11 protein-coding genes are annotated in these 14,799 nt (G+C 64.1%); 2 read left to right on the forward strand and 9 right to left on the reverse strand.

Annotated features, from left to right (window positions below):
* Nucleotides 1-8 precede the first annotated feature (8 nt).
* The 3 genes from FS767_RS10535 to FS767_RS10545 all read right to left on the reverse strand — a co-directional run bounded on the left by FS767_RS10535 (nt 9) and on the right by FS767_RS10545 (nt 4,760).
* A complete protein-coding gene (locus FS767_RS10535; RefSeq protein WP_144965275.1) occupies nt 9-821 on the reverse strand; it encodes a putative RNA methyltransferase in 813 nt (270 codons plus the stop codon).
* Complete coding sequence (dapE, locus tag FS767_RS10540) at nt 821-1,972, reverse strand: succinyl-diaminopimelate desuccinylase (RefSeq protein WP_058603731.1); 1,152 nt, start codon at nt 1,970-1,972, stop codon at nt 821-823. The genes FS767_RS10535 and dapE overlap by 1 nt, the downstream gene beginning before the upstream one ends.
* Nucleotides 1,973-2,162: 190 nt before the next feature.
* Nucleotides 2,163-4,760, reverse strand: a complete 2,598-nt coding sequence (locus FS767_RS10545) for a glycosyltransferase (protein WP_144965277.1) — start codon at nt 4,758-4,760, stop codon at nt 2,163-2,165.
* 118 nt (nt 4,761-4,878) lie between these two features.
* Here FS767_RS10545 and tcdA point away from each other — a divergent pair, with 118 nt between their 5' ends.
* Nucleotides 4,879-5,688: a tRNA cyclic N6-threonylcarbamoyladenosine(37) synthase TcdA gene (gene tcdA, locus FS767_RS10550; protein ID WP_058639529.1), complete on the forward strand. Its 810-nt coding sequence runs from the start codon at nt 4,879-4,881 to the stop codon at nt 5,686-5,688.
* 13 nt (nt 5,689-5,701) lie between these two features.
* On the opposite strand, the gene FS767_RS10555 is transcribed toward tcdA, so the two are convergent.
* The 4 genes from FS767_RS10555 to FS767_RS10570 form a co-directional block, all read right to left on the reverse strand.
* Nucleotides 5,702-6,112: a SufE family protein gene (locus FS767_RS10555; RefSeq protein WP_058639528.1), complete on the reverse strand. Its 411-nt coding sequence runs from the start codon at nt 6,110-6,112 to the stop codon at nt 5,702-5,704.
* Nucleotides 6,109-7,314, reverse strand: coding sequence for an aminotransferase class V-fold PLP-dependent enzyme (locus tag FS767_RS10560; RefSeq protein ID WP_144965279.1), 1,206 nt, complete (start codon nt 7,312-7,314; stop codon nt 6,109-6,111). The genes FS767_RS10555 and FS767_RS10560 overlap by 4 nt, the downstream gene beginning before the upstream one ends.
* Before the next feature lie 81 nt (nt 7,315-7,395).
* A complete protein-coding gene (dapD, locus tag FS767_RS10565) occupies nt 7,396-8,430 on the reverse strand; it encodes a 2,3,4,5-tetrahydropyridine-2,6-dicarboxylate N-succinyltransferase (protein WP_027913866.1) in 1,035 nt (344 codons plus the stop codon).
* Between the two features lie 31 nt (nt 8,431-8,461).
* Complete coding sequence (locus tag FS767_RS10570) at nt 8,462-8,809, reverse strand: ArsC family reductase (protein ID WP_167339266.1); 348 nt, start codon at nt 8,807-8,809, stop codon at nt 8,462-8,464.
* A 362-nt stretch (nt 8,810-9,171) separates the two neighbouring features.
* Here FS767_RS10570 and FS767_RS10575 point away from each other — a divergent pair, with 362 nt between their 5' ends.
* A complete protein-coding gene (locus FS767_RS10575; RefSeq protein ID WP_058603725.1) occupies nt 9,172-10,818 on the forward strand; it encodes a Na+/H+ antiporter in 1,647 nt (548 codons plus the stop codon).
* Between the two features lie 26 nt (nt 10,819-10,844).
* Here the strand turns inward: FS767_RS10575 and dapC are convergent, their stop codons facing one another.
* Together dapC and FS767_RS10585 are read right to left on the reverse strand one after the other, a co-directional pair.
* A complete protein-coding gene (gene dapC, locus FS767_RS10580) occupies nt 10,845-12,041 on the reverse strand; it encodes a succinyldiaminopimelate transaminase (RefSeq protein WP_144965281.1) in 1,197 nt (398 codons plus the stop codon).
* A gap of 27 nt (nt 12,042-12,068) precedes the next feature.
* The gene (locus FS767_RS10585; RefSeq protein ID WP_144965283.1) at nt 12,069-14,768 is read right to left on the reverse strand and encodes a [protein-PII] uridylyltransferase; all 2,700 of its coding nucleotides are present in this window, start codon (nt 14,766-14,768) and stop codon (nt 12,069-12,071) included.
* Nucleotides 14,769-14,799: the final 31 nt, after the last annotated feature.

Here is a 14,799-nt window from a genome sequence, read left to right on the forward strand (position 1 = left end):
GGGTGTGCTCATGCTTGGCGCACGAAATAGTCAAAACGCATGGAGACGGTGACCTCGAACGGTTCCGGCTGCTCGATCACTTGCGCCCGACGCTCTGCACTGGCGCGCCAGCCGTGCGGGGTCATGGCGAGCAACGCAGCACGGGCTTGAGGTTCGGCCAGGCTCAGGCGAAATTCCAGGACCTCGCCATGGGCGTGGTACATGCCTTGGGGCACCAGGGCCAGATGCTTGTCGTCAGCATAGGGGCGCACCTGGTCGTAGAGTACTTCGCGCAGCTCCATCAGGTGGCCGCTGGTAGGGCCTACGCGCATCAGGCCGCCGCCTGGGCTCAACACCCGGCTGGCTTCGGCCCAATCCAGCGGGCTGAAGACGCTGGCGACGAACTGGCAGCTGGCATCGGCCAACGGCACGCGCGCCATGCTGGCTACCATCCAGGTGACGTCCGGTGCGCGGCGGCAGGCACGCTTGACCGCCTCACGGGAGATGTCCAAGGCGTAGCCATTGGCATCAGGCAGTGCCTGGGCCAATTGCGCGGTGTAGTAGCCTTCGCCGCAACCGATGTCCAGCCACGCGCCGGGCTGGTGCTCGGCCGCCAACTGCGCCAGCCGTCCGGCCACAGGTGCGTAATGGCCAGCGTCCAGAAAATGACGGCGTGCCTCGACCATGGCCTGGTTGTCACCTGGGTCGCGACTGTTCTTGTGCTGCACCGGCAGCAGGTTCAGGTAGCCCTGGCGCGCGCGATCGAAGCGGTGGCCGGCTGGGCACACCACGCCGTTGTCGAGCGGGCTCAGGGCAGCCTGGCAGAGTGGGCAGGTCAGCATCAGGCGAGCAACCGTACCAGGGTCTGGTAATAGATTTCGGTCAGCAGGTCCAGGTCGCTGGCCAGGATGCGCTCGTCGACCTGGTGGATAGTGGCATTGACCGGGCCAAGCTCGACCACTTGGGTGCCCATGGTGGCAATGAAGCGGCCATCGGAGGTGCCGCCGCTGGTGGAGGGTTGGGTCTCGCGGCCGGTGACGCCCTTGATGCTGGCCGAAACCGCATCGAGCAGCTCGCCTGGCTCGGTCAGGAACGGCAGGCCGGACAACGCCCACTCCACCGACCAATCCAGTTCATGCTTGTCCAGGATGGCCGAGACCCGAGCCTTCAGGCCCTCTACGGTGGACTCGGTGGAGAAGCGGAAGTTGAACAGCGCTGTCAGTTCGCCGGGCACCACGTTGGTTGCACCGGTCCCGGCATTGAGATTGGAAATCTGGAAGCTGGTCGGGGGGAAAAAGGCGTTCCCCTGGTCCCAATGTTCGGCAGCCAGTTCCGCCAGCGCTGGCGCGGCCAGGTGGATCGGGTTGCGCGCCAGGTGCGGGTAGGCAACGTGGCCCTGCTTGCCGCGCACGGTCAGCGTGGCGCCGAGCGAGCCACGACGGCCATTCTTGACCACATCGCCCAGCACGGTGGTGCTGGAGGGCTCGCCGACGATGCACCAGTCAAGGCGCTGGTTGCGCGCCTTGAGGCGTTCGACCACGGCCTTGGTGCCGTGATGGGCCGGGCCTTCCTCGTCACTGGTGATCAGGAAGGCGACCTGGCCCCGGTGCTCGGGGTAGTCACGCACGAAGCGCTCGCTGGCCACCACCATGCACGCCAGGCTGCCCTTCATGTCGGCCGCGCCACGGCCACAGAGCATGCCGTCGGCATCGATCAACGCCTGGAACGGCTCGTGTTGCCACTGCTGGACGGGGCCGGTGGGCACTACATCGGTGTGACCGGCAAAGCACAGCACCGGGCCTGGCTGGGTGCCGTGAGTGGCCCAGAAATTGTCGACGTCCTCGATGCGCATCGGTTCCAGCTCGAAGCCCACGGCGCCCAGGCGCTGCATCATCTGCGCCTGGCAATCGGCGTCGACGGGGGTGACCGAGGGACGACGGATCAGGTCGCAGGCCAGTTGAAGGGTAGGCGAGAGCTCGGCAGGGGCCGTCATGGGGAACTCCGGGGCAAGGCAAGGCGGGAAAACTTAAGGGGCGTTATCTTATATCAAATGATGCTGGGCTTCACGGCCCAATCGCCGGCACGCCGGCCCTCAGCGCTCCTGCACGCATCCGAATAACAGGCGTTGTGTGCAAGCCGGCTTGCCGGTGATGGTCGGCAGGTCGGCCTGCACGCCCTGAAGCCTAGTGTGTCTCGGCAGCCTTATCTGCGGCCTTCTCTTCAGGCTTGGGCAGTGATGATAGAAGCGCCATCACCAACGCGGCCAGGTAGGGCAGCGATTGCACCAACAGCATGGCGACCCAGAAGCGCATGTCCGAGCTCGGCAAGCCCTGCACCAGATAGATCCCGGCTGCAGCGCCCCACAACAGCAGCATGATGAACAGTTCCTCCCGCGCTTCGGAAATCGCCACCAGCAAGCCATGGCTGTCGGCATGCTTCGGCGTGCGGATGAACGGCATGCTGCTGGTGAAGAACCCGTACAGCACGGCCTTGGCGATGGTGTGCGACAACGCCAGCCCGGCCAGCGCAGCCGCCAGGGCATCCTTCAGGTTGACCCCCACGGCGCGGCGATACAGGAACACGATCTTGCCGACCTTGAAGAAGAACAGCGCCAGTGGCGGGATGGCGAAGATCATCAGCGGCGGGTCCACCCGGTGCGGCACGATGATCATGGCGGCAGACCACAACAAGGCCCCCACCGTGAAGAAGATGTTCATGCCGTCGGCAATCCACGGCAGCCAGCCGGCCAGGAAGTGGTAACGCTGGCCCCGGGTCAATTCGCTGCCTTTGCCGCGCAGCAGGGCCGCAGCGTGGTGCTTGATGATCTGGATGGCGCCATAGGCCCAGCGGAAGCGCTGTTTCTTGAAGTCGATGAAGGTGTCAGGCATCAGCCCCTTGCCATAGCTGTTGTGGGCGTAGGCCGCCGACAGGCCCTTCTCGAACACCCGCAGGCCCAGTTCGGCATCCTCGCAGATGCACCACTCGGCCCAGCCCAGTTCGTCCAGCACGCTGCGCCGGGTCATGGTCATGGTGCCGTGCTGGATGATCGCATCGCGGTCATTGCGGGTGACCATGCCGATGTGGAAGAAGCCCTTGTACTCGCTGTAGCACAGCTTCTTGAAGGCGCTCTCGTGCTGGTCGCGGTAGTCCTGCGGCGACTGCACCACGGCGATCTTCGGATCGGCGAAATGCGGCACCATGTGCTTGAGCCAGTTGCGGTCTACGCAGTAGTCCGAGTCGATCACCGCAATCACTTCAGCATCCTTGGCCGTGAGCGGGAGCAGGTAGTTGAGCGCGCCGCCCTTGAAACCAGCCAGGGGGGCGACGTGGAAGAACCGGAAGCGCTCGCCGAGCTTTTCACAATGGGCCTTGAGCGGCTCCCACACGGCCGGGTCCTTGGTGTTGTTGTCGATGACCAGCACTTCGTAGTCCGGATAATCCAGCGCGGCCAAGGCATCAAGGGTCTGTTTGACCATTTCCGGCGGTTCGTTGTAGCACGGCACATGCACCGACACTTTCGGTCGGTAGCCGCTGTCGCCTTGCACCGGCAGGAATTCGCGCCGCCGCTTGTGAGTCCATACCGCCTCGGCCAGTTCATGAGCCTCGGTCAGCAGCACGATGAACACCCCCAGTGCGCCGAGGGCCAGGAGCACGCCGACCGTAAGGCTGAACCAGGTGCTGTACTGCTGGCTGTAGTCGTAGGCGATCCACACCAGCACCGACCCGCACAGGAACGTGATGAAGGTCAGGAAGGTGCGTCCACGCTGACGCAGGGCCGAGCCATCGATGAACAGCACCATCAGTGCGATCATCGCCAGTACCACCGAGGCCACTGCCAGGGCTCGCCATTGGGGAATGGCGACCACGGGGCCTTCGAAGTTGAATTTCTGCTGGCGTTCGGCGTTGAACACACCCCAGTAGGCCCCGACCGAGCCTTCATCGCTGGCTTTCCAGGGTTGGTCGTAAGCTTCGATCACAAAGTAGTTGAAGCCACGTCGATTGAGCGTATTGACCAAGGTGCGCAGGTAAATCGCCTGGTCGGCCTGGGTGGCATCGGCACCGCCGCGCATCCGGCCATTGCTTGGCCAGCCCACTTCCGAGAGCAGCAGCGGCTTGCGGGGGAACTGGTGTTTCAATTCGCGGGCACGGTCGAGGACGAACTCGACCGAGTCTTTCATGGGCACGAATTCCCAATAGGGCAGGATGTGGGCGGCGATCAGGTCCACGTGCTTGGCCAGCTGCGGGTTCTGTTTCCAGATGTGCCACTGCTCGCTGGTGGTCACCGGCACTTTCACGGCCGCGCGTACACGGTCCAGGTACCGGATGAGGTTTTCCGGCGTCACTTCCTCGCGGAACAATGCTTCGTTACCAACCACCACCCGTACCACGCTGCGCGAGGTGTTGGCCAGTTCGATGGCCGTGGCGATCTCGCGCTCGTTGCGCTCCAGGTCCGGGCTGATCCAGATGCCCACCGTCACCCGCAGGCCGAATTCCTCGGCCAGCTTGGGGATGTGCGCCTGAGTGCCTTCGACGGTGTAGATACGGATGCTGTCGGTGAGCTTGCTCATCTGCTCCAGGTCCTGACGCATCTCGTTGTCGTCCGGGTACTGACCCTTCTGCGGGCTTTCACCCAGGCGAAACGGCGAATAGGAAAAGCCGGAGATCTGTTCGGGCCAGGCCGGTGCCGATACCGGGCGATTGATCAGCGCCCAGAAACCGGTAAACAGCGCCGCGATGGCCAGGACCACTACCAGGTTCAGGCCGAATTTACGTGAAGACATTGTCGTCCATAAGTGTCGAAGTGTTACGACATTAAAGCAGGGTTAAGGTGTCTTTCCTAACCGTGCAGGCCATGGCCTGGCTGGCCTATAATGCGCGCCGGTTTTTTGAGGTACTGACATGAGCACAGAAGATCCACGGTTTGCAGGGGTGGCCCGCCTGTATGGCGACCAGGGCTTGCAGCGCCTGCAACAGGCCCATGTTGGCATCGTCGGGATTGGCGGGGTGGGCTCATGGGTGGCCGAAGCCCTGGCCCGCTCGGGGGTGGGTGAGGTCACCTTGTTCGACCTGGACGATGTGTGCGTGAGCAATACCAACCGTCAGGCCCACGCGCTGGAAGGGCAGGTGGGCCGGCCCAAGGTCGAGGTAATGGCCGAGCGCCTGCGGGCCATCAACCCGGCGTGCAAGGTGCATGCAGTGGCCGATTTCGTCACCCGCGAGACCATGGCCGAGTACATCACCGAACAGTTCGACTACGTGGTGGACTGCATCGACAGCGTCATGGCCAAGGCAGCCCTGATAGCCTGGTGCCGGCGGCGCAAGATCGGCATCGTCACCACCGGTGGTGCAGGTGGCCAGATCGATCCGACCCAGATCCAGATCGCGGACTTGAACAAGACGTTCAACGACCCGCTGGCCTCACGGGTCCGCTCGACCCTGCGCCGCGACTACAACTTCTCGCGCAATGTCAGCCGTAACTATGGCGTGCCCTGTGTGTTTTCCAGTGAGCAGCTGCGTTATCCCAAGGGGGATGGCAGCGTGTGCCTGCAGAAGAGTTTTGTGGGTGAGGGCGTGCGGCTGGACTGCTCCGGCGGCTTTGGCGCGGTGATGATGGTGACGGCCACCTTCGGCATGGTGGCCGCCAGTAAAGCTGTGGAGAAGCTGGTAGCAGGTGCCAGGCGGCCTTCGGAGCGTGTCCGGCCAGCGTGAATGCGTGCTGGCATCACCGCCCCGATGCCAGCACCGCCATGCGCTGCACCACGGCATGCAAGCCATTGCTGCGTGAGGGCGACAACTGGCGCTCAAGGCCCAGTTGCCCGAACCAGTCCTGTACGTCCAGCGCCAGCAGCGCCTCACTGTTCAAGCCCTGCACCCTCACCAGCAGCAGCGCCAGCAGACCGCGCAGCAGGCGTGCATCGCTGCTGGCCTTGAATTGCCAGTGGCCGTCCACGGCATCGGCCACCAGCCAGACCAGGCTTTCGCACCCGTGCACGCGATTGGCCTCGGTTTTCTCGGCTTCGGCCAGCGGTTCCAGCCGCTCCCCCCACTGCATCAACAGCCGCGCACGCTGCTCCCAGCCCTTGCTCTGCGCAAAGGCCTCCAGTGCCTGATGGGCTTGGGCCGGCAAGGTCATCGCAGCAGCTCCAGCGCCTGGTCCAGCGCCTCGAAGAAACGTTGCAGGTCGGCCTGATCATTGTAGAGGCCCAGCGACACGCGGATCGCCCCGTCCAGGCCCAACCCCTGGAGCAGTGGCATCGCACAGTGATGGCCTGCCCGCACGGCGATGCCCTGCTCGGTGAGCAGGTGCGCGATGTCGGCGTTGTGCACGCCTTCCACGACAAAGCTGGCCAACGCGCACTGCGGCAGGCCTAGCAGGCGAATGCCTTCGCGTTGCGTGAGGCCCTCGATCAGCCGGGCATGCAAGCCGGCCTCGTGAGCCAGCACCGCCGCCGTGTCCAGGCCCGCGAGGTAATCGAGCGTAGCGCCAAGGCCGATCACCCCGGCGATGGGCGGAGTGCCGGCTTCCAGACCCAGCGGCGCCGGCCTGAAGCTCGCGCTCTGGTACTCGGCCAGTTGCACCATCTCCCCGCCAAACTGCCAATGGCGCAGCAGGCCCAGCGCCTGGTTGCGCCCGTACAGCACGCCCACCCCGTCCGGCCCGTACAGCTTGTGGCTGGAGAACACATAGAAATCGCACCCCAGCTGCTGCACGTCCTGACGCCCATGCACCACACCCTGGGCGCCGTCCACCACTGTCAGAGCACCCTGTGCGCGGGCATGGGCGAGCAGGGCCGGCAGCGGCTGCCAGGTGCCCAGCACGTTGGACAGCTGGCTGACGGCGAGCACACGAGTGCGTGGCCCGATCATCTGCAACGCTCGCTCCAGGTCAATGAAGCCGCGCGTATCGACCGGCAATATCACCAGGCGCAGGTTGCGCCGGTGTGCCAGCTGCTGCCAGGGCAACAAGTTGGCATGGTGTTCAAGGGCGCTGATGGCGATCTCGTCGCCGGCCTCGAAACGAGACTCCAGGCCATAGGCCAGCAGGTTCAGCGCAGCCGTGGCGCCGTGGGTGAACACGATCTGCCCGGTCTGGCCGACATTCAACCAGCGGGCAACTTTGTCGCGACTGGCTTCGAAGGCCTCGGTCGCCCTTGCGCCAGGCAGGTGCTGGGCACGGTGGACATTGGCCGCCCCGCTGCCATAGTAATGGCCCAGTGCGTCGAGCAGCGCCTGGGGTTTCTGGGCGGTGGCGGCGCTGTCCAGGTAGGTCTGGTGCTGGCTTTGCAGGGCGTCGATGGCTGGAAAATCGGCACGCCAGGGGGAGGGCTGGAACATATTCGCGGGGCCTGGAATGAAAATCGGGTCTGGCGTGGAGGCGCCAGACCCGATCTTAACACTTCATACCCGGTGGGGTTTTCAGTTGTGTGCGTGCAAGGCTTCGTTCAGCTCGATGGCTGACTTGTGGGTCTTGCACTCGACGGCGCCATTGAGCGAATTGCGGCGGAACAACAGGTCGGCCTGGCCAGCCAGGTCGCGTGCCTTGACGACCTTGACCAGTTCGTTGTGCTCATCCAGCAGGTTCACCTTGGTCCCGGCGGTGATATACAGACCCGCTTCGACGGTATTGCGGTCTCCCAGCGGGATGCCGATACCGGCGTTGGCACCGATCAGGCAGCCTTCGCCCACCTTGATGACGATGTTGCCGCCGCCGGACAGGGTACCCATGGTCGAGCAGCCGCCACCGAGGTCCGAACCCTTGCCGACGAAGACACCGGCCGAAACACGCCCTTCGATCATGCCTGGGCCTTCGGTGCCGGCGTTAAAGTTGACAAAGCCTTCGTGCATGATGGTGGTGCCTTCGCCGATGTAGGCGCCCAGGCGTACCCGTGCAGTGTCGGCGATGCGCACGCCGGCCGGGACCACGTAGTCGGTCATCTTCGGGAACTTGTCCACCGAGAACACTTCCAGCAGCTCACCACGCAGGCGCGCTTCGAGTTGCAGCTCGGCGAGCTCGGCCAGGTCCACGGCACCGATGTTGGTCCAGGCCACGTTTGGCAGCAGGGGGAAGATACCGGCCAGGCTCACGCCGTGCGGCTTGACCAGGCGATGGGACAGCAGGTGCAGTTTGAGGTACGCCTCGGGCGTGGAGGCCAGGGCGGCGTCTTCGGCCAGCAGGGTGGCTACCAACGGCTTGTGGCTTTCTGCCAGACGCGTGAGCAGGGCGGCTTGAGCGGCATCGACGCTTCTGACGGCGTCGGCCAGTTGCGCGGCCTGGGCGTTGCTGAAGGTGATGGCCTGGTTGCCACCTTCATAGCCAAGGATCGGTGCGATGGCAGCGACCAACTCGGGGCTCGGGTCGATCAGGGGCTGTGCGTAGAACACTTCCAGCCAGGCGCCCTGGCGGTTCTGGGAGCCGACACCGAAGGCCAGGCTGAACAGGGAATTGGACATGTAGTTACCTCGTACTAAATGGGGTAGGGACTCAGGCCAGGGCTGCGGCGTACAGGTCGGGCTTGAAGCCCACCAGCGTGCGCGTACCCAGGTCGAGTACCGGGCGCTTGATCATCGAAGGCTGGGCCAGCATGAGCTCGACGGCCTTGGCCTGGTCGAGATCGGCTTTGCTGGCGTCGTCCAGCTTGCGGAACGTGGTGCCGGCGCGGTTGAGGATGGTTTCCCAGCCGTGCTCGTCGCACCAGCGGTTCAGGCTGTCACGGTCGATGCCTTGAGTCTTGTAGTCATGGAATTCGTAGGCGATGGCCTGGTCGTCGAGCCAGGTGCGAGCCTTTTTCATGGTGTCGCAAGCTTTGATGCCGTAGAGCGTGTAGGTCATTGTGTGCATCGGGGATACGTGTCGCCCCAATCTCTCCATTTCCGAATGTCAGTCGCGCGATTATGCGATAACCCTTCGCACGGCGCCACGGGCGGTTGACCCGAACGGTCGGGGTTGCTGCTGCATAATCCTGCTGCCGCTCTGCCTGGGCAGGAACGTGCGCCCAATTGCACTCAATCACCGGTCATTTCCCAACCCCGGCTGAACCCTCGGGCGGCAGGTGTATCTTCATGTTACACATTAGTTCGCCACCTGCGACCTTGGTGCAGCGGCCAGGCAAGCTTGTGACCCGTTACCATGCTGATCCAGGTGTACGTTTTGTCCTCGGGTACGAGGCCGTTTGAAGAAGGAAGACCCACTGGATGCAGTCCGCCTATACCGTCCTTATCCTGCTGATGCTGGTCAGCGTCTCGAAATTGGTCGGCCGCCTCATTCCTCTGCCTCTGCCGCTGGTACAGATCGCCGCTGGCGCTTTGCTGGCCTGGCCGACCCTCGGGCTTCATGTCGCCCTGAACCCCGAGCTGTTTTTGTTCCTGTTTTTGCCGCCGCTGTTGTTCGCCGATGGCTGGCGCATTCCCAAGCGCGAGTTGTGGCGCATTCGGGGCCCGGTGGTGGCCCTGGCGGTGGGGTTGGTGCTGTTTACCGTGGTCGGTGCGGGCTATTTCATCCACTGGCTGCTGCCGAGCATCCCGTTGCCGGTGGCATTCGCGTTGGCAGCCGTACTGTCGCCGACCGACGCGGTGGCCGTTTCGGCCATTACCCAGGACCGCCTGCCTACGCCATTGATGCACATGCTCCAGGGTGAGGCGTTGATGAACGATGCTTCGGGCCTGGTCACATTCAAGTTCGCCCTGGCTGCCGCCATTACCGGTGTGTTTTCACTGACCGACGCCAGCTTCAGCTTCGCACTGGTAGCGCTCGGCGGCCTGGCCGTGGGGGTGGCGCTGAGTTGGCTGGTCGGCCGCCTGCGTGCCTGGATGATCGGCCGCGGCTGGGACGACCCGGCCACTCATGTAGTGTTCATGCTGCTGCTGCCGTTCGCGGCCTATGTGCTGGCCGAGCGCCTCGGGGTATCGGGCATCCTCTCGGCAGTGGCGGCTGGCATGATGCAGAGCTGGCTCGACCTGCTGCCACGCCAGACCAGCACCCGCCTGCTCAATCGCAGCGTGTGGTCGCTGCTGGAGTTCGCGTTCAACGGCTTGATTTTCCTGCTGCTGGGCTTGCAACTGCCCGACATTGTCAAGGCGGTGGTCAGCCATGAAACCACGCTGTGGCCGACCCTGGCATGGCGCTGCCTGGACGTGGTCGCCATCTTCGCGACGCTGATCTTGCTGCGGTTCATCTGGGTGCAGAGCATCTGGCGCCTGGTGGGGGTTCTGCGTCGCTGGCGGGGCAAGCCTGCGCTGGTGATGTTGCCCACCGCGCGCTCGTGCTGGCTGCTCACGCTGGGCGGTGTGAGAGGGGCTGTCACCCTGGCAGGTGTGATGTCGATCCCGTTGCTGATTGGGGCGGGCAAGGCGTTTCCAGAACGCGACCTGCTGATCTTCATCGCCGCCGGTGTCATCCTGCTGTCGTTGATCAGTGCCTGTGTCGCATTGCCGCTTTTGCTGCGCGGCGTGAGCAAAAGCCCTGACGAGCGCATGCAGCAAGAGGTACATGAGGCCTGGCGACGCACCGCTGAGGCTGCGATTCACGCCTTGGAGGCCGAGGAGGTGGTCGATGCCAACGCCCCGCAGGATGCCGCCCAGGCCACACTGGCCACAGAGTTGAAAGCTCGGCTGATGGCCGAGTATCGCGATCAGCTGGACCGGCACAACGACAGTGAAGAGGCCAGGGCCCTGGCCGAGCAGATGGACCTGCTCGAGCGCCGTCTGCGCTTGCGTGCGCTGCGGGCCCAGCGCCTGGAACTGTACAACCTGCACCGCCAGCACCTGCTCGGTGACGAGGTAGTGCGGCATGTGCTGGGCGAGTTGGACATGAGCGAGGCTAACCTGGGCCAGGTCAAGTGAGCTGGCCCCGTCTCGCGTAAAAGGCTTCAGCGCGCGTGCAAGAACGCGCGAATTCGCTCGGCTGCCTCGATGCATTCGGACAATGGGGCGACCAGTGCCATGCGCACGCGTCCGGTGCCGGGATTTACCCCATCCACTTCACGGGAAAGGTACGAGCCTGGTACCACGGTCACGTGCTCGGCCTCGAACAGATCGCGCGTGAAGTCGACATCGCTACCCGGCACCTTGGCCCACAGGTAGAAGCTGCCGTCCGGGCGTTGCACATCCAGTACCGGCTCGAGGATGGCCAGCACGGCGTCGTACTTGGCGCGGTACTGGTCGCGGTTGGCGCGCACATGTGCCTCGTCCTCCCAGGCGGCGATGCTGGCCAGCTGTGTCTGCACCGGCATGGCGCAGCCATGGTAGGTGCGGTACAGCAGGAACGGCTTGATGATGTCGGCATCACCGGCGACGAAGCCCGAGCGCAGACCCGGCAGGTTCGAACGCTTGGACAGGCTGTGGAACACCACGCAGCGCTTGAAATCGCGACGTCCCAGTTCCGCACAGGCTGTCAGCAGCCCCGGGGGCGGTGCATCCTCATCGAAATACAACTCGCTGTAGCATTCGTCGGCAGCGATCACGAAGTCATGCGCATCGGCCAGCGCGATCAGCTTCTTCAAGGTGTCCATCGGCACCAAGGCGCCGGTGGGATTGCCGGGCGAGCACAGGAACAGGATCTGGCAACGGGCCCAGACGTGGTCGGGCACCGCGTCGAAGTCGGGGTTGAAACCGTTGCTTTCCAGGCAGGGCAGGTAATGCGGGGTGGCGCCGGCCAGCAGCGCAGCCCCTTCATAGATCTGGTAGAACGGGTTGGGGCTCAACACCAGGCCATCGGCATTACGGTCGACCACCGCCTGGGTAAAGGCGAACAGCGCTTCGCGGGTGCCGTTCACGGGCAGGATATGACGCTCGGCATCCAGCCAGCCAGCCGGCACGCCAAAGCGTCGCTCGCACCACTGCCCGATGGCCTGGCGCAAGGCAGGCAGGCCCAGGGTGCTGGGGTATACCGCCAGCTTGTCGAGGTTGTCTGCCATCGCCTGGGCCACGAAGGGTGGCGAGGCGTGCTTGGGCTCGCCGATCGACAGGGCAATGGCGTGCTTGTCAGCAGCGGGTGTAACGCTACCCAGCAGGGCACGCAGCTTTTCGAAAGGGTAGGGCTGAAGCTGGCTCAAGGCAGGATTCATTGGCGCAAGGTCTCGTCAATCATATCGTCAAAAGGTCACGCGGGCAGGGCTGGCGCTGGCTTGCCCTGCTTGCAGTTGTTGCACGATGGCTTCCTGCAGGCGGCTGCACAGTTGCGGGTCGGACAGTGGCTGGTTGTCGGCATCGGTGATGAAGAACACGTCCTCCACCCGCTCGCCCAAGGTGGCAATCTTGGCGTTCTGCAACGACAGGTCGAACTCCAGGAAGATGCGCCCCAGCCGCGCCAGCAGGCCCGTACGGTCGGGCGCGGTGATTTCGAGAATGGTCACCGGGCGCTGGGCGTCGTTGAGGATGGTTACCTGCGGCGGGAAGTCGAAGTGCTTGAGTTGGCGCGGCACCCGACGCTGGATGATCGTGGGGTAGTCCTCGGGGTTGCGCAGGGCCTCGGTCAGGCCGTCGCGAATCTGCCTGACCCGTTGCGGGTTGTCCCCGATCGCACCACCGTCGTTATCCAGCACGATGTAGGTGTCCAGGGTGAACTGGCTGCTGGAGGTGATGATGCGGGCGTCATGGATGTTCAGGTTCAACTGCGACATGGCGGCCACCGTCACGGCGAAGAAATCGTGCTGGTCAGGGGCATAGATGAAGATCTGGGTCCCGCCTTCGAATTCGCGCTGGGTGGTTTCCTTGATCAACACCAGCGGGCCGCCGTCAGCCGGCTGTTGCAGGATGGCGTCGGTGTGCCAGGCCACGTCGGAGGCGGTGTGCTTGAGGAAGTAATCATCCCCCAGCTGAGACCACAACTGCTCCACGTCATCCGGGTCGGTGCCTTCGCGCACCAGCGTGTCCAGTGCCGAGGACTGGGTCTGGCGAATCTGCTCTTCACGATCGAGCGGGTTTTCAAGCCCGCGGCGCAGGGCACGCTTGGTCTCGGTGTACAACTGGCGCAACAGGCTGGCTCGCCATGAATTCCACAAGGTGGGGTTGGTGGCGTTGATATCCGCCACTGTCAGCACATAGAGGTAGTCCAGCCGCGTTTCGTCCCCTACGTGCAAGGCGAAGTCGTTGATCACCTGCGGGTCGGACAAATCCTTGCGCTGGGCGGTGGTGGACATGACCAGGTGGTTCTGCACCAGCCAGGCGATCAACCGGCTGTCCCAGGCAGGGAGCTGGTGGCGCTCGCAGAACTTGAGGGCATCGACCGCGCCGAGCTCGGAATGATCGCCTTGACGGCCCTTGCCAATGTCGTGGTAGAGCCCGGCCAGGTAGATCAGCTCAGGCTTGGGCAAGCGGCCCATGAGCTTGCTGGCCAGCGGGAATTTCTCCGACACCGGCGTGTACTGCAGCTTGCGCAGGTGCTTGATCAGGTTGAGGGTGTGGGCATCGACGGTATAGATGTGGAACAGGTCATGCTGCATCTGCCCGACAATCAGCCCGAACTCCGGCAGGTAGCGCCCGAGGATGCCGTAGCGGTTCATGCGCCGCAGGTTGCGATGAATACCGATTTCACACTTGAACAGCTCGATGAACAAACTGGTGTTGCGAATATCGTTGCGGAAGGTGTCGTCGATCAGGTGCCGATGCTCGCGCAACAGGCGTACGGTATCGGCACGTACACCCTTGATTTCCGGGTGCTGGGCCATCAGCACGAACATTTCCAGCATGGCGAACGGCGTGCGCTTGAACACGTTCGGGCGCACGGCCTCGATGTAGCCGTCATGCAGGCGGAAGCGTGCATTGAGCGGTTGGGTGGTGCCGCTGTCGTCGTCGGCGAGAATGACTTCCTCGAAATGCTGGATGATCAGGTCGCACAACTGGCTGATGCTCATCACCACCCGGTAGTACTGCTGCATGAACTGCTCGATGGCACGCTTGGGGTTTTCGTCGCTGTAGCCCAGCAAGGCGGCGATGCTGCGCTGGTGGTCGAACAGCAGGCGGTCCTCGGCACGGCCGGCGAGCATGTGCAGGGCGTAGCGCACCCGCCACAGGAAGTCCTGGGAGGAGGCCAGGAGCGCGTTCTCGCTTTCCAGCAGGAAGCCTTCGCCGGCCAGGGCATGCAGGTTCAGGGTGCCGTACTGGCGGCGCGCCACCCACAGCACGGTCTGGATGTCCCGCAGACCGCCAGGCGAGCCCTTGACGTTGGGCTCGAGGTTGTACTCGGTGTCGTTGTACTTGTGGTGACGCGCCTGCAGCTCGGCGCGCTTGGCCAGGAAGAACTCGCGGCTCGGCCACATGTGCGCCGTGCTGGTGACCTCGAGCATGCGCTGACGCAGGGCTTCCGGGCCGGCGATGGTGCGGCTCTCCATCATGTTGGTGATGATGGTGAGGTCGGCGCGGGCCTGTTCGGCACACTCATCGACGGTGCGCACGCTCTGGCCGACCTCCAGGCCGATGTCCCACAGCAAGGTCAGAAAGCGCTCGATGGCGTCGCGATACCGCTCATGCTCGGCCTCACCCAGCAGGATGAGCAGGTCGATGTCCGAGTGCGGGTGAAGCTCACCGCGCCCGTAGCCGCCGACCGCCACCAGGGCAATGCCGTCCTGCTCGCCCCAGTCGAACTGGTTCCAGGCCTGCTGCAGGACGTTGTCCACCAGCCAGGCCCGGGCCTGGATCAGTGGGCGGATGGCGTGGCCTGCGCGAAAGCGCCTGTCCAGCACCTCGCCCGCCTGGCGAATGGCCTTCTTGAAGGCGGGTATGGGGCTGGCCTTGAGGGCCAGTTCCGCCTGGAACTGACCACGGTCGAACAGTTCGGGGTCGAGCTGGGGCATGGGGTCAGGTTCCTGTCATCGAAGGCTGCTA

Source organism: Pseudomonas sp. DE0010 (assembly GCF_007680745.1).
GTDB lineage: Bacteria > Pseudomonadota > Gammaproteobacteria > Pseudomonadales > Pseudomonadaceae > Aquipseudomonas > Aquipseudomonas parafulva_B.

What these genes read in the sequence shown, in the direction of transcription:
- FS767_RS10545 (WP_144965277.1), bottom strand. Translation starts at nt 4,760, where the DNA reads ATGTCTTCACGTAAATTCGGCCTGAACCTGGTAGTGGTCCTGGCCATC.
- tcdA (WP_058639529.1), top strand. Translation starts at nt 4,879, where the DNA reads ATGAGCACAGAAGATCCACGGTTTGCAGGGGTGGCCCGCCTGTATGGC.
- FS767_RS10585 (WP_144965283.1), bottom strand. Translation starts at nt 14,768, where the DNA reads ATGCCCCAGCTCGACCCCGAACTGTTCGACCGTGGTCAGTTCCAGGCG.
- FS767_RS10575 (WP_058603725.1), top strand. Translation starts at nt 9,172, where the DNA reads ATGCAGTCCGCCTATACCGTCCTTATCCTGCTGATGCTGGTCAGCGTC.
- FS767_RS10535 (WP_144965275.1), bottom strand. Translation starts at nt 821, where the DNA reads ATGCTGACCTGCCCACTCTGCCAGGCTGCCCTGAGCCCGCTCGACAAC.
- dapD (WP_027913866.1), bottom strand. Translation starts at nt 8,430, where the DNA reads ATGTCCAATTCCCTGTTCAGCCTGGCCTTCGGTGTCGGCTCCCAGAAC.
- FS767_RS10560 (WP_144965279.1), bottom strand. Translation starts at nt 7,314, where the DNA reads ATGTTCCAGCCCTCCCCCTGGCGTGCCGATTTTCCAGCCATCGACGCC.
- FS767_RS10555 (WP_058639528.1), bottom strand. Translation starts at nt 6,112, where the DNA reads ATGACCTTGCCGGCCCAAGCCCATCAGGCACTGGAGGCCTTTGCGCAG.
- dapC (WP_144965281.1), bottom strand. Translation starts at nt 12,041, where the DNA reads ATGAATCCTGCCTTGAGCCAGCTTCAGCCCTACCCTTTCGAAAAGCTG.
- FS767_RS10570 (WP_167339266.1), bottom strand. Translation starts at nt 8,809, where the DNA reads ATGACCTACACGCTCTACGGCATCAAAGCTTGCGACACCATGAAAAAG.
- dapE (WP_058603731.1), bottom strand. Translation starts at nt 1,972, where the DNA reads ATGACGGCCCCTGCCGAGCTCTCGCCTACCCTTCAACTGGCCTGCGAC.